General features: G+C 61.8%; 10 protein-coding genes. 4 read left to right on the forward strand and 6 right to left on the reverse strand.

The genetic code is table 11. The features are described 5' to 3' along the window. Nucleotides 1-137: 137 nt before the first annotated feature. The 6 genes from VI234_RS18805 to VI234_RS18830 form a co-directional block, all read right to left on the reverse strand. The gene (locus VI234_RS18805) at nucleotides 138-2,558 is read right to left on the reverse strand and encodes a heavy metal translocating P-type ATPase (protein WP_336330900.1); all 2,421 of its coding nucleotides are present in this window, start codon (nucleotides 2,556-2,558) and stop codon (nucleotides 138-140) included. Between the two features lie 60 nt (nucleotides 2,559-2,618). Next, nucleotides 2,619-3,368 (reverse strand): helix-turn-helix domain-containing protein, encoded by a 750-nt coding sequence (locus tag VI234_RS18810; RefSeq protein ID WP_008308331.1) that lies wholly within the window; start codon nucleotides 3,366-3,368, stop codon nucleotides 2,619-2,621. A gap of 239 nt (nucleotides 3,369-3,607) precedes the next feature. Then, complete coding sequence (locus VI234_RS18815; protein ID WP_008308330.1) at nucleotides 3,608-4,795, reverse strand: orc1/cdc6 family replication initiation protein; 1,188 nt, start codon at nucleotides 4,793-4,795, stop codon at nucleotides 3,608-3,610. Between the two features lie 1,371 nt (nucleotides 4,796-6,166). Further along, nucleotides 6,167-6,598, reverse strand: coding sequence for an OB-fold domain-containing protein (locus VI234_RS18820; protein ID WP_049942844.1), 432 nt, complete (start codon nucleotides 6,596-6,598; stop codon nucleotides 6,167-6,169). Nucleotides 6,599-6,630: 32 nt separating this feature from the next. Continuing rightward, the gene (locus VI234_RS18825) at nucleotides 6,631-7,800 is read right to left on the reverse strand and encodes a thiolase C-terminal domain-containing protein (RefSeq protein ID WP_008308328.1); all 1,170 of its coding nucleotides are present in this window, start codon (nucleotides 7,798-7,800) and stop codon (nucleotides 6,631-6,633) included. Between the two features lie 189 nt (nucleotides 7,801-7,989). Next, a complete protein-coding gene (locus tag VI234_RS18830) occupies nucleotides 7,990-9,126 on the reverse strand; it encodes an oxidoreductase (protein ID WP_442905037.1) in 1,137 nt (378 codons plus the stop codon). Nucleotides 9,127-9,547: 421 nt separating this feature from the next. On the opposite strand from VI234_RS18830, the gene VI234_RS18835 reads away from it, so the two are divergent. The 4 genes from VI234_RS18835 to VI234_RS18850 are packed head-to-tail and all read left to right on the forward strand — an operon-like array spanning nucleotide 9,548 to nucleotide 13,682. Then, nucleotides 9,548-10,744 (forward strand): ABC transporter substrate-binding protein, encoded by a 1,197-nt coding sequence (locus VI234_RS18835; protein WP_336330909.1) that lies wholly within the window; start codon nucleotides 9,548-9,550, stop codon nucleotides 10,742-10,744. Further along, nucleotides 10,744-11,628 carry a carbohydrate ABC transporter permease gene (locus tag VI234_RS18840; RefSeq protein ID WP_336330902.1) on the forward strand — a complete coding sequence of 295 codons (885 nt, stop codon included), beginning with the start codon at nucleotides 10,744-10,746 and terminating at the stop codon, nucleotides 11,626-11,628. The genes VI234_RS18835 and VI234_RS18840 overlap by 1 nt, the downstream gene beginning before the upstream one ends. A gap of 1 nt (nucleotide 11,629) precedes the next feature. Further along, nucleotides 11,630-12,532 (forward strand): ABC transporter permease subunit, encoded by a 903-nt coding sequence (locus tag VI234_RS18845; protein ID WP_049942832.1) that lies wholly within the window; start codon nucleotides 11,630-11,632, stop codon nucleotides 12,530-12,532. Nucleotides 12,533-12,542: 10 nt separating this feature from the next. Continuing rightward, nucleotides 12,543-13,682, forward strand: a complete 1,140-nt coding sequence (locus tag VI234_RS18850; protein ID WP_008308320.1) for an ABC transporter ATP-binding protein — start codon at nucleotides 12,543-12,545, stop codon at nucleotides 13,680-13,682. The last annotated feature ends 233 nt before the right edge of the window (nucleotides 13,683-13,915 follow it).

Raw genomic sequence — 13,915 nt, forward strand, 5'->3', positions numbered from 1 at the left:
TGCATACGGTGTCACCGGTTATAAAACTCCGGCTGAGTGAGGCTACAGGCGAAGCTGCCGGGTTGTCGGCTTCATCCACACCCCTGAAGGGGTGGGCTTTCGCCTTGCTCCCGCTGTAAGCGACGGACTGAGGATAGTCAGGCGTCGAAAAACCGGTCCGGCTCGATCCGCGACAGCCGCATCGCGTTTCCGGTGACGCCGAGGCTCATCCCCATGTCGCCGACCACGACCGCGAGCGCGACGCTCACAAGTCCCAGTGGGACGCCCAGTGCGAGCAGGAACTTCGCGCCGAGGCTCACCCAGATGTTCTGCCGGATCACGCCGTTGGCGGTGTGTGACAGCTCGTACAGGTAGGGGAGCTTCCCGATATCGTCGCCCATCAGTGCGATGTCCGCCGTTTCCAGCGCGGTGTCGGTGCCGGCAGCGCCCATCGCGATACCGACCTCCGCGGTGGCGAGCGCGGGCGCGTCGTTGATCCCGTCGCCGACCATCGCCACCTCGCCGTACTCCGCCTGCAACTCCTCGACTGCATCGACCTTCTCGTCCGGCAGGAGTTCGGCGCGGTACTCGTCGACGCCGACCGCGTCGGCGATAGCGCGGGCAGTACCCTCGTTGTCGCCGGTCAGCATCACGACCCGCTCGACACCCAGCTCCTGTAAGCGCTGGACAGCCTGCTTCGAGGCGGGGCGTACCTCGTCGGCGATGGCGATGGCACCCAGCAGCTTCGACTCCGTCCCGACGATAACGACCGTCTTGCCCTCCCGCTCCAGTGCGGCGAGTGCATCCTCGGCGAACGCCCCGTCGTCGGACGCAGCCGTTTCTTCCGGCACGATACCACCGTCAGACCGATGCGCTGACGAGGCTCCGGTCGCTCCGCTCCCGGGGACACCGTCTGTCTCGCGGCGGGCCCGCGAGAGGTCGAAGCCCAGTTCCTCGAAGAGCGCGGGTTTGCCCGCGTAGTACGTCTCGCCGTCGATCTTCCCGCGGATACCCTTCCCGGTGAGGCTCTCGAAGCCCGTCAGGTCGGGCAGGTCGTCCACACCCTCCTCGTTTGCACGAGCGAGAATCGCCGTGGCGATCGGATGCTCGCTGCGCCGCTCCAGTCCGGCGGCGTGACTGAGGAGCGTCGCCGCGTCGGTGTCGCCGGCAGGGACGACATCGGTGACGGCGAGTTCACCCTTCGTGAGCGTGCCCGTCTTGTCGACGGCGACGGCGTCAACCCCGCCCATCGCTTCGAGGTAGTTACCGCCCTTGATGAGGACGCCGTTCTTCGCGGCGCTGGTGATGCCCGAGACCACCGAGACGGGCGTCGAGATGACAAAGGCACAGGGGCACGCAATCACCAGCAGCGTGAGCCCGCGGATGAACCACGTCTGCCAGTCGCCAGCGAACGTGACGCCGTACCCGGCCACGCTCACTGACACTGGGTCGGCGATGACCAGTGGCGGAATGGCGGCGGTCAGAATCGCCAGCACGACGACGACCGGCGTGTAGTACCCCGAGAACCGGTCGACGAACTGCTCGGTGTCGGTCTTTTTCGCCTGTGCGCCCTGTACCATTTCGATGATGCGCGAGAGCGTCGAGTCGCCCGACGTCGACGTGACTTCCACTTCGAGGTACCCCTCTTCGTTGATAGCGCCGGCGTACACTTCGTCGCCGGCGGACTTATCCACGGGAACACTCTCGCCGGTAATCGGTGACTGGTCGACCGCGCTCTCGCCCTCGACGACCGTCCCGTCGAGCGGGATTTTGTCGCCAGGGCGGACGACCACGGTCTCGCCGACCGCCACCTCGTCGGCGGGCACCGTCACTTCCTCGCCATCGCGCATGACGGTGGCCTTGTCCGGTGATAGCTCCATCAGCTCGCGCAGGGAGTCCCGTGCCCTGTCCATCGCGTAGTCTTCGAGCAGCTCGGCGATGCTGAACAGGACAGCCAGCGTCGCGGCCTCGACAAAGTAGCCGATACCGGTCGCGGCGATGATAGCCGTCCCCATCAGCAAGTCGATGTCGAGGCTCAGATTCTTCGCGGAGTAGTAGCCGCTGCGGACGACAGGGGCGCCGCTGGCGGCGACAGCCCCCAAAAATAGCACGTCGGCAACGGCCAGCGGATAGCCGAGAACACTTGCCACCGCGATATTCTGTGCTGTCAGGAGAAACTCGAAGAGGAGACCGAACGTGACCAGCGCCGCGCCGATCCACGTCTTCATGGCGCGGGGACTCGTCCAGACCTCCGAGGGCGGCGCGATATCGGCGCCGCCACCCATCTCCGCTTGCTCGTCGGCGTCGGAGGCCGGGCCGCCGACGACCTCGTAGCCAGCGCCCTCGATCGCCTTGACTACGTCTGCCTCGCCCGTGCGTTCAGAATCGTACGTGACACTGGCTGTACCGGTGGTCGGCTGGAGCGTGGTGTCGACAACGCCGTCGACACGCTGGAGACTTTTGTCGACTTTCTGGGCACAGGAGGGGCAATCCATCTCAGGAACTGTGAGGCGGACAGTCAACTCCTGTTGCTGACCGCCCCCACTTGCCTGACCCGTCGAATCCGGATTCTCTGTCATCACTTCATGATAGGCGCGTGAGTTCGATAAGGTTTTGTTGGAATATTCCAACCCAATGGGTCAACGTGATACCGAGGACTCCTCGCCCACTCGCCTGCCCGCGACGTACTGCTTCGCCAGCTGTTCCTCAGCCCGACGCAGTCGGTAGGTGAGCGTCGACCGGGGGACATCGAGGTGCTCGGCTAACTCGCCGACGTCGACCTCTCGGGGTGACTCGTAGTAACCGTGCTCGACAGCGGCCCGGAGTGCGGCCTCTTGCTCCGGCGATAGGGCACCCTGTGTCCCGTCGGATTCTCGCATCGACGCCGTCGTGTCCGCAGTGCGGAGTATCTCCATCTGGGCACTTTCCCCGACGGCCGCCGCGAGGTCGTCGAAGAACGCGGCCACGTCACCCTCGCCGGAATGAATGAGCCGCCACGTATAGTGATGCCCCTCATGGCGCGTCTCGAACAGCACGCCCTCTCCGAGGTGATCGCGGGCGATGTGGGGAACCGAAGCACAGGCGGGGGTGCGTTCCCAGTCGGAGTAGAGGACAAGCGTGTCGTCGGCGCGGTCGAGGACGCGAGTGGTCTGGGTGGCTCCGCAGTCCTCGGTGGCGAGACAGTCGGCGTAGTAGTCGCTGGTGAGAAAGGCGTCTTCGATGGCGTCGAGTGCCTCGGGAGTTCCGGTAGCGTGGTCGACGCGCCAGAGACGGTCAGCAGTGGCGTGCAGCGAGAGCGAGCGGACACGGACGTTGGGGTGTTCGGCGAGAGCGTCTGCAACCCTGTTGCAGCCCGGCTCGTAGTCGAGAGCGAAAACGAGTTCGCGCATACGCATCGTAAGCAGCGGTTCGATAAAACACGTCGGGACGATGCCGTTCAGCCTTGACTTCGGGACGCTCCGCTCAGCGTTGACGACAGTCAGAGCACGTCATCGGTATCGGGCCCCGCATTCGTTGGATCTCAACGGCTTGTCGCTCGCGGTACGGAATTCCGTCGGAGAGATTGTCTATGTCTGCTCTCCGTCTAACAGCAGAACCAGTGGGGTGGCTAACAGCGGAAGCGGTGGGGTTACGGACTTTTTTGCAGGAGTTCTGATAGGCCTGTTTTGATCGAGCTGATGGATTGCTCTAACTCGAATTCCTTGTACTTGCCACCGCCTTTCCCCCGGTTGTACTCCGTCGAGGACACAATTCCGAGTTGTGTGAGTTCACCGAGATAGTCACGGACGGAACGCTCTGAAACCGGGTCCAGACCCTCATCACGGGCTAACTCCTGATACGCACCCAGGATGTCTCGTGTCCGGGCTGGCGTGTCATCGTCTTTGGCGAGCCCGGTGAGCGCATAGAGAACGAGTTGGCCGTGATCGGAGTAGTTACGGATACCTTCAACGACCTGGTCGGTCTGAAGCCGCTGCCGGGCTTCGCGTACGTGATGTTCCGTTACGAGTTCATCGTCGTACTCCCGAGCGAGGTCTCCGGCCTCAAGGAGGAGGTCCAGAGCCTGGCGGGCGTCCCCGGAGTCTTTCGCGCCGTACGCAGCACACATTTCGATGACGCCGTCATCGAGGACATCGTCCTGAAACGCGACAGCCTCACGCTGTTTCAGAACGAGCTGAAGCTCGTTGGCGTTGTACGCCGAGAAAGACACTTCCTTTTCACAGAGACTCGACCGGACTTTCGAGGACAGTTGATTGCGGAAGTCGAGATCGTTCGAGATACCGATGACGCCCAGTTTCGCTTCGGAGATGTCACCGTTCGATCTGGCGCGGGGAAGTTTGTACAGCAGCGAATCGTCTTCGATGTGATCGACTTCGTCGAGAACGATGAGTACCGTGCCACCCAGGTCATCGAGTGCGTCGAAGAGGAATTGATACACTGAAGCCTGTGGATATCCGGTGTTGGAGATTTGATTCGCCGGATCACGAAGTGTATTGACGATTGCGACCGCGGCCTGATAGCTCGAATTGAGTCCATCGCAGTTGACTTCGACCGTACTGAGGTCCAGTCCGTCGACATCTGCTGCATCGCGTTCCAGGGCGGAGAGGAGGTATCGGGTGGCAGCAGTCTTCCCGACACCGCTTTTCCCGTACAGGAAGATGTTCGACGGAGTTTCGTTGTTGATGACTGGCTGGAGAGCAGCGTGATACTTCTGGAGCTCCTCGTCACGTCCGACGAGCTCCTCAGGAGTCCACTCTTCGAGTAGTGCCTCGCGTTGTTCGAATATTGTGGAGGTGGGCGAAAACGTAATATCGCTCATTTGTGTGTAGTTGCAACACGGAGTGTCTTAACCTTTGGTTCCGCTGCTTCCGCTGTTCGGTTGAGTATATAAATGAGTGACCCCGCCACTTCCGCTGTTAGATGAGAGGGGGCACCTGACTGACCACTCCCCCACCCCACCGCTTCCGCTGTTAGATGGGAAATGGGATAGCAATCCTCCTACTCCCCCACCCCACTACTTCCGCTGTTAGATGAGAAATGGGATAGCGACCCTCCTACTCCCCCACCCCACCGCTTCCGCTGTTAGCGCGGTAGCCGAGAAGTTCCCTGGTCGAGGAACGGGATCGAGTAACTGCGAGTGGTTAGACAGCAGGATTTCGCGGGATTGTAGCTGTAGAGCGACACACCCACCCCACTACTTCCGCTGTTAGCTCGATGGAAAGGGGTATACGGTGTGGGACCACGCTGTTTCGCCACCCTGAACAGGACGAGTATCTTGGGATACCTCTTCTTCGACCCTTACCCCCACCCCACTGGTTCCGCTGTTAGGACTGAAAGTTGGTGGTGACCTATCCAGATCGCGGCCTGAATATCTCTAGAGCTAGTAAATAACTTCAAGTGCCTCGGCAAGAAACCATAACCGTACGGCGTTAACACAAAATAGCAAAGCACCCCCTCCCATGGGGGTGGTGCCGTCTATTTATTCCCTAACAGCGGAACCAGTGGGGTGGGGGTGTGGACACATTCCTGTTACAGTTGTTGGGGCAGACCATCCACAACTTCCAGTCGAGCCAGAGAGTCGGCTGAGATATCTATCGACTCGACACAGCGATGAACCACACGGCCCAAACTTACGCCGACAGACGATACCCGGAGTAGACTTTATTCATGAGCGAGAGTAAGACAACCGCTCGGTAAGCGTGCGGATTGACTGAATCCAGAACCGTAATACGACTTGAAGCTGCATTGTCCATTATGGCCGACAAAAAACCACAGCCAAATAATCCATTAGCTCCGTATTATCCCTCAGAAACGCCGAGTTTGTCGGGGAATGGACGAAAGTGGTTTGCCATACTTGTTCTCGGGTTCTGGCTATTCCTGGCGGCGGTTGCGCTCGCTGTTGAGCTTTTCCTGTGACTTCGCCACAGTTGCGACTGAGAACCGCCGGCACGAATAGACACACCCATTATGACAACTGGTGGAGAGACGCTGTGTATCCAGAGGTTTTGAGTAGTGGTGCAGTACGTACTGTCGGTCACCCGTCCATCTGTCAGCTACCCGGCAGCGCCCTAATAACCATTTTCAGCGTATTACACGCGTCTCCTCACCTCAGTGCCCCTCTCCAGTTTCGCTCGTACCAGACTGGGCTCCCGGTCACTCACCGATAATCGCTGTGGAGTCGGCCTGCCCCTCACCGCGGTTCGAAAACGTGGACCGGCCAGTCGCTCTCGTAGTCGAGCGCGACCTCACGCTCTGTGGCCGTCGGCTCCCGCACCGTGAGTTCGACCGCGTCGCCGATAGTGACATCGGCGTAGTCTGCGGCAACGCGGCCAAGCAGGCGGCCACCGTCCGCGAGTTCCACGACGGCGACCGTGTAGGGCGCGTCCGCTGCGAACGCCGGCGGCGGCGTGTGGACCGCCGTGTACGAGAAGATCTGACCCTCGGGGGACTGTGGTTCGACGTCGACGGCGCGACTGCCACAGGCGTAGCAGGCCGGTCGCGGCGGCAACAGGACCTGTCCACAGTCCGAACAGACCCCGCCCAGGAGTTCGCCATCGGCGAGCGCGTCGAAGAAGCCCGGCAGCGTCCGCGGGTCGGTCGCATCGAGGCCGCCGTCAGTCATGCTGTCTCCGCTGGCATCGAGATCGCCGTCAGTCATGGTGCCTCCGCCGTCGTGAGCACATGGCCAACGGTAACCGCGTCCGCGACGCCCCCCTCGTTGAGCAACAGGGCCGTCTCGGCATCCTCGACTGCCCGGTCGCCCGCGGCCCCCGTGAGCTGTTCGTAGGCTTCGAGCGCCTGCAAGAGCCCGGTCGCACCGATGGGGTGACCGCGGGCCTTCAGGCCGCCGCTCGGGCTCAACTGCACATCTGTCCAGCCGTCAGCCCGCTCCGCTGGCGGCTGATAGCTCTGGTAGCCCGTTCCCGCGGGAGCGAAGCCGGCGGCCTCCGCGAGCAGCGCCTCGCAGACGGTGAAGGCATCGTGAACCTCGGCGATATCGACGGCCTCAGCATCGATACCGGCTTCATCGTAGGCCGTCTCGGCAGCAATCCGAGCGCCCGCGATGTCGGTCATGTCCCGCTCGGCGACCGCGATGTTGTTCGCGGAGGCCCCGCTACCCGCGACGCGCACCTGCGGCTGGTCGAGGTCGGCCGCCATCTCGGCGGTCGTCACGAGAACAGCGGCGGCACCGTCCCCGACAGGCGCGCAGTCGTAGAGCTTCAACGGCGGGGCGACGGGGTCGGACTCTAAGACGGTCGCGACGTCGATTTCCTTCGGAAACTGTGCCCGAGGGTTGCGAGCGGCGTTGGCGTGGTTCTTCACTGCGATCTCGGCGAGGTCGCGTTCCGTGGCGTCGGTCTCGTGGAGGTACCGCTGGCCGAGCAGTGCGTACTGGCTGGGGGCGGTGATGCCGGAACGCTGCTCGATGGCGCGGTCGAACGCCGCCGAGAGCGCGTCCGTCGCACCGCTGGTGCCCGCGGACGTCATCTTCTCGACGCCGCACGCGAGCACGGCCTCGTGTTCGCCGTTACGGACGTCCTTGACCGCGTGTCGTAGCGCGAGCGCGCCCGCGGCGGCACACCCTTCGACTCGCTCGGCGGGGACGTGTCGGAGGCCGGCCCACTCGGCCAGCAGCGTCCCCTGCATAATCTGGTGTTCGTAGGTCTCCGACTGGTTGCCGACGTACACCGCCTCGACGATGTCGGCAGGGTCGGGCAGGTCGTCGAACGCCTCCGCAAGTGCGACCGAAAACAGGTCGCGGCCCGGGAGGTCTGTGCGGCCGAGCGGCGAGGCACCGACCGACGCGATGACTGGATCTGGCATTCGTACCTCCCATATCTCTGCGGGCCTAGTTAGTAATTCCCATTTTCTCGATAGTTGAAACATTGGGCCGTCGAACGACGAACATAGCATCGCAGGTGCCGCCGGGGTCGCTCGTCTCCGATCTAACTCACGCCTCGAATCGGCGTTCGGACCGTCTTTCGCGTCGCGGTATCTGGTGTCCAGACTGCTTCAGTCGTCGGCCGAGGCACCGCTTGTCTGCAGTTCATGCTCCGAGAGTTCTGCGGACGGAGCGAGGAACTCAGCAGGGTCGAATGCGGTCAGTTCTTCACCCTCCGAGACCTTCTCAGGCCAGTCCGGATTGGCGAGTGCGCTCGTCGCCAGCGTTACTAGGTCGGCACCGGCATCGACCTTCTCGCGTGCCGCGTCAGGCGTTCCGAGCCCGCCGTTGTCGATAATGACTGTCTCATCCGCTGCGTAGGTAGCCGCGGCCTCGGCCAGCGTCGGTCCGTCGTCGCCAAACGCCGGCGTGGTCGCATCGGGTTCGGTGACGTGGATGTAGTCGGCACCGGCCATCGACAGTTCCTCGAAGAACACCGCTGCGGCGTCCTCGCCTTCGGGCCACCGGTGGTCCTCGTCAAGGGCGGTCGACTGTGAGACACGGATGCCAACGACGAAATCGGCGGGTGTCGCCTCGTCGACCGCAACGACAACCTCTTGCGGATAGCGCACTCGGTTCGCAGGCTCACCACCGTACTCGTCATCACGCTGATTGAACTCTCCCGAGAGGAATTCGTGAAGCAGATACCCGTTCGCACCGTGGATCTCGACACCGTCGAACCCCGCTTCGATGGCGTTCTGCGCCGAGGTAACGAACCCGTCACGGATGTCGGCTAGCTCGTCGACCGTGGCTGCTTTCGGCGTAGGGAAGTCACCGCTCCCGCCGTAGGCTTCGGCCTTTTGTCCGTCCGGTTGCACCGCCGATGGGGCGATGGTCTGTTCCCCGTCGACATGTGGATTCCCCTGGCTCTGTGCTCCGGCGTGCATCAACTGGGCGAAAATCGGGACACCAGCGTCGTGGACCGCCTCGGTAACCTGTTGCCAGGCCGCTGCCTGTGCGTCGGTCGCCAGACCTGGCTGGTTCAGATACCCCTGGCTGTATGCGTTGTCTGGATAGGTCCCCTCTGTAATAAGGAACGAGAACCCACCGTCGGCGAACCGCTGATAGTACTGTGCCATCTCCGCCGTCGCACGGCCGTCGTCGGTGGCGCTCACCCGTGTCATCGGCGCGAGGCCAACTCGGTTGTCTAACGACAACTCGTTGAGTGTAGTTCCGTCGAACAGTGTCACATCACCCGGTAAGCGCATAAGACAATTAACGGCTGGTTCAGCATACGCCGAATCAGTCGCCCGTGAGTGAAAAGATAATACATTTGCCATTTCGAAGCACGCTTCGAACGTGTTCACTCCGGCGTGACTGGGGAGCCTCCAAACGCACGGAGACTCGGGAGCCAGCCGCTCACTTGCTACGTCTATCGTTCAGTTATGACGCCCATATACGCGTACTGTCTGCTATAGAGAGCAATTATAATCATTCATTTTTCATGCCTTGCTGGCAAAGGGTATGGTTCAATGTGGTGGCGGGTACGACCATGTATCGCGGCGGTCGATTCTGAAAACATCGGGGGCTGCACTCACGGTGGGGACCGTGGGGCTAGCCGGATGTAGCAGTAGCAGCGGTGCCAGTGTCCGGCCGGTCGACGAAGACAGCCTCACCATCTGGCATGCCATGGGTGGTACCAACGGTGAGACGCTGCAGGGGCTGGTCGACCAGTTCCAGTCCGAGACGGACATCGACGCGAACCTCGTCTTTCAGGACTCCTACGAGGGGGTGCTGACGAACACACTGAGCGCACTCGACTCCGGCGAGGTCCCCGACGTCTTCCAGATCGACAGCCTGTTCGCCCAACAGGTCCTCGATACGGACGCCGTCGAGCCCGTCGAGAACCTGCTCTCCGACGACTATCCGGTCGATGACTTCCTGTCGAACGTGACCTCGTTTTTCACTATCGATGGGACGCTTACGTCGATGCCGTTCAACAACTCCAACGCCATCCTCTATTACAACCGGTCGGCGTTCGAGGAAGCCGGACTCGACCCGGACAGTCCGCCGACCACGCTTGAGGAAGTCCGAAGTTACTCGCAGACGCTCGTCGACGAAGGCGTCACCGACGCCGGTCTCACTTGGCCGAACCACGTCTGGTTCGTCGAGCACTTCTACGCCGTCGACGGCGAGACGCTCCTCGACGCCGAGAACGGCCACGCCGGCCAGCCGACGACGATGCGAACGGACAACGCGACGGCCCGGTCGCTGTACGAGTGGTGGCACGAGATGGCCGACAACGGCCTGTTCAGTAACCCCGGGATCGAGGCCTGGGGCGAAGCAACGTCCACGTTCCTCACCGGGCAAGCCGCGATGCTGATGACCTCGACGGCATCGGTTACTGGTATCCGCTCCGGCGCGGAGGAGAACGGGTTCGAGGTCGACAACGCGTTCTACCCGACGATTGACGGCGACCGGACCGGGCCAGTTATCGGCGGGGCTTCGTGGTTCGTTCCCTCTGGACTGCCACAGGAGCGGCAGGACGACATCGGCAGCTTCCTCGAATTCATGGGTCGACCGGAGTCACAGATCACCTGGCACAAGGGAACTGGTTACTACCCGATCCGACAGTCCGCTGTCGAGCAGCTCGAGAACGACGGCTGGTTTGCGGAGAACCCGATGTACCGAACCGCGTTCGACCAGTTGACACAGGCCGAGAACACGGCGGCGACGAAACGGATGCTCATCGGCCCGGCTCGTCAGGTCCAGACAACAATTCAGGATATGTCGGTCGAGCTGTTCAGCGGCGAGGTCGGCGTCGACGAGGGGCTCTCCGAGCTGAAATCGGCCGTCGAAGACGAACTAGACCGATACTACAGCTAATGTCCACGCGAGAAGTCTTCACAGACCGCCTGGAGGCCGGTGTGTTGCTGTTACCGACGATGCTCGTGTCGCTTGTGTTCCTCTACTACCCGACGGTCCGTGCGATAGGGCTGAGCTTTTACCAGGCCTCGCTCGCCCGGGGAGACGTGTTCGTCGGGCTAGAGAACTACAGGCGGTTAGCCGGCTCCGCGGAGTATCTCCGGAGCGTCATGATCTCGGTCCTGTTCGCTGCGTGTGTCGTCGTCGGCGTGATGGCCGTTGCCCTGTGTGTCTCCTTTCTCATCCACGAGATCGAAGTCGGGAAGGGACTGTACTTGGTGGCGGTCATCTGGCCGTACGCGCTGCCGCCGGCAGTCGCTGGGCTGGTGTTCCTGTTCATCGCACACCCGAACATCGGCATCTTCACGAGCTACATCGAGGCTCTCGGCATCGATGTCAACTGGTTCAGCAACGGTCCACAGGCGTTCGTCGTCGTGTTGATCGCAGCGGTGTGGAAGCAGGTCGGGTACAACGTTATCTTCATGACAGCCGCACTCGGCAACGTCCCCGAGTCGCTGACTGAGACGGCCGAACTCGACGGCGTCTCCCGAACGCAGCGACTGCTCCGCGTGTACGTCCCGATCATCTCGCCGACGCTCGTGTTCCTGGTGATCATGAACACGATCTACGGCTTCTTCGGTACGTTCGCGATGGTCGATCTCATGACCAAGGGCGGTCCCGCCGGTGCGACGAACATTCTCATCTACGACCTCTATCGGACCGCCTTCCAGTTCTACGAGTTCGGGTTCGCCTCGGCGAAGTCCGTGGTGCTGTTCGTCGCTGTCGGGCTGTTGATGTACGGCCAGTTCCGGCTGAGCGACAGGTACGCCTACTACGGAGGCTAACATGCTCGGGTCACTCCTCACTGCGTTGACTACTGCCGCTGAGCGCTCCCGTACTGCGGGACGAATGACTAGCGAGCGCATCCGGCGATTCGAGACTGAGCAGCTCACGCTGCATGTGCTTGCGGCTACCGTCGCGTTCCTGATCGTACTGCCAGTGGTGATCGCGGCCCTCGTCTCCACGAAGCGGGCCGGAATCGTCACCTCTATCGGCGATCTGGCACCCGGTGGCCACGCGCTGTCGAACTACCGGCGTGCTCTCATTGGCCTCGAATTCTGGCGGTACATGCTCAACTCGTTCGTGATGTCTGTCGCCGTCGTCGTCGGAAAGCTGATCGTGTCGCTGCTGGCCGCGCTGGTGATCGTCTACTACAGGTTCCCGTACAAGAACGCCGTGTTCCTGTTTATTCTCTTTACGCTCTTGCTCCCGGTCCCGGTCAGGTTTGTGCCACTGTATCGCTTGACGACGGAGCTTGGCATGGGTAACACGATCTTCGCTATCACGGTCCCATATCTGGCCAGTGCGACGACCGTCTTCATCCTGCGCCAGCACTTCCTGTCGATTCCGGCCTCGCTCGTCGAGACGGCAAAGGTCGACGGTGTCGGTCCGCTGCGGTTTCTGTGGTCGGTCCTGGTCCCGATGTCCCGTGCCGTCCTCGTGGGCGTCTCGGTGATCATGTTCGTCTACACATGGAACCAGTACCTCTGGCCGCTGGTGATCATCAACGCTGAGAGCCTGCAGGTCGCACAGGTTGGGCTGAATCTGCTTCGAGGACAGGCCAGCACCGGCGAAGTGGCCTGGTCAATGGTGATGACCGGGTCGATACTGACCCTGTTGCCACCGCTGGCGCTGCTAGTGCTGTTCCGACGACAGTTGCTGGAGACGTTTACGATCCAACAAAAATGAGAGGATACCAATGACTGACGTAACCTTACAGAACGTACGGAAGGAATTCGATGGTGTCGTCGCCGTGAAAAACATCGACCTCCAGATCCCGGACGGGGCGTTCGTGACTGTCGTCGGGCCCAGTGGGTGTGGCAAAAGCACCACGCTTCGGCTCATCGCCGGGCTAGAGCGGGCCACTGACGGCACGATCCAGATGGGCAATGAGGATGTCACCGCTGTCGAACCGAAAGACCGGGACGTCGCGATGGTGTTCCAGAACTACGCGCTGTACCCGCACATGACCGCGCGCCGGAACATCACGTTCGGGATGAAGTCGGCTGGCGACTTCAGTGACGAGGAAATCGACCGCCAAGTGAGAGAAGCCACAGCGGTGCTCGACATCGACGACCTGCTCGACCGAAAGCCAGGCGAGCTATCCGGGGGCGAACGCCAGCGGGTCGCACTCGGCCGCGCACTAGTCCGGGACCCGGAGGTGTTCCTCATGGACGAACCGCTGTCGAACCTCGACGCCAAACTCCGGATCAAGATGCGGGCTGAACTGGCGAAACTCCACAGCGAATTCGAGACCACGACAATTTACGTGACCCACGACCAGACAGAGGCGCTGACGCTCGGTGACCGGGTGGTGGTGATGAACGACGGCCGCATCCAGCAAGTCGACAGCCCACAGCGGCTGTACGACTACCCCGAGACTCGGTTCGTCGCGGAGTTCATCGGCGACCCCGCGATGAACATGCTCGCCGTGGATATCTCCAGTGATGGCACTGAATACGAGGCCGTCGGGCCGACGTTTCGCATCCCGTTACCCGAGGGCGACGGCTTGGAAACAGTCGCCGGAGGACAGGCGCTGCTAGGCGTTCGTCCGGAGAGCCTTTCGGTAGCTGATTCGGCCGACCGGAGCTCGTTCGCCGCTGAAGTAACCGTCACCGAACCGCTCGGTGATAGCCTCCTGCTGGAGTGTCGAACCGGCGATCAGGAGTTCAAACTACACGCCGAACCCCGAACGGCCGTCGAGCCGGGCGACCGAGTTGCGTTGACAGTTGAGACTGAGCGGCTCCACCTGTTCGACCCACAGACGGGCGCGGCCATCTATCACGCAGCGGCGGCGCAACCACCCGAAGAAACTGGCCCCATCGATAGCACTCTTTAGGTTTTCCGCCCGATTCTCGATCCTCCGATAGAAGCGACGAGCACCGACACTTTCGGTTCGATCCGGTGCTGTGGTCTTCTCGAACGCGACGACCGGAATCGACCACGGGATAGTGGCAGAGCACTGTCCCAGAGCCGCTGCTAGCGAGAGCGCTGTGCAAGCCCAGTTCCGTCTGATTAGCTTGCTACATGTAGTCTCAACCCAACAAAGCTGGGATTTAACCGGTATTTATG

It is taken from the genome of Haloarcula sp. CGMCC 1.2071 (assembly GCF_037078445.1).
In the GTDB taxonomy this organism is placed as follows: Archaea; Halobacteriota; Halobacteria; order Halobacteriales; family Haloarculaceae; genus Haloarcula; species Haloarcula amylolytica.

What these genes read in the sequence shown, in the direction of transcription:
- VI234_RS18815 (WP_008308330.1), bottom strand. Translation starts at nt 4,795, where the DNA reads ATGAGCGATATTACGTTTTCGCCCACCTCCACAATATTCGAACAACGC.
- VI234_RS18820 (WP_049942844.1), bottom strand. Translation starts at nt 6,598, where the DNA reads ATGACTGACGGCGGCCTCGATGCGACCGACCCGCGGACGCTGCCGGGC.
- VI234_RS18840 (WP_336330902.1), top strand. Translation starts at nt 10,744, where the DNA reads ATGTCCACGCGAGAAGTCTTCACAGACCGCCTGGAGGCCGGTGTGTTG.
- VI234_RS18805 (WP_336330900.1), bottom strand. Translation starts at nt 2,558, where the DNA reads ATGACAGAGAATCCGGATTCGACGGGTCAGGCAAGTGGGGGCGGTCAG.
- VI234_RS18810 (WP_008308331.1), bottom strand. Translation starts at nt 3,368, where the DNA reads ATGCGCGAACTCGTTTTCGCTCTCGACTACGAGCCGGGCTGCAACAGG.
- VI234_RS18835 (WP_336330909.1), top strand. Translation starts at nt 9,548, where the DNA reads ATGGGTGGTACCAACGGTGAGACGCTGCAGGGGCTGGTCGACCAGTTC.
- VI234_RS18825 (WP_008308328.1), bottom strand. Translation starts at nt 7,800, where the DNA reads ATGCCAGATCCAGTCATCGCGTCGGTCGGTGCCTCGCCGCTCGGCCGC.
- VI234_RS18830 (WP_442905037.1), bottom strand. Translation starts at nt 9,126, where the DNA reads ATGCGCTTACCGGGTGATGTGACACTGTTCGACGGAACTACACTCAAC.
- VI234_RS18845 (WP_049942832.1), top strand. Translation starts at nt 11,630, where the DNA reads ATGCTCGGGTCACTCCTCACTGCGTTGACTACTGCCGCTGAGCGCTCC.
- VI234_RS18850 (WP_008308320.1), top strand. Translation starts at nt 12,543, where the DNA reads ATGACTGACGTAACCTTACAGAACGTACGGAAGGAATTCGATGGTGTC.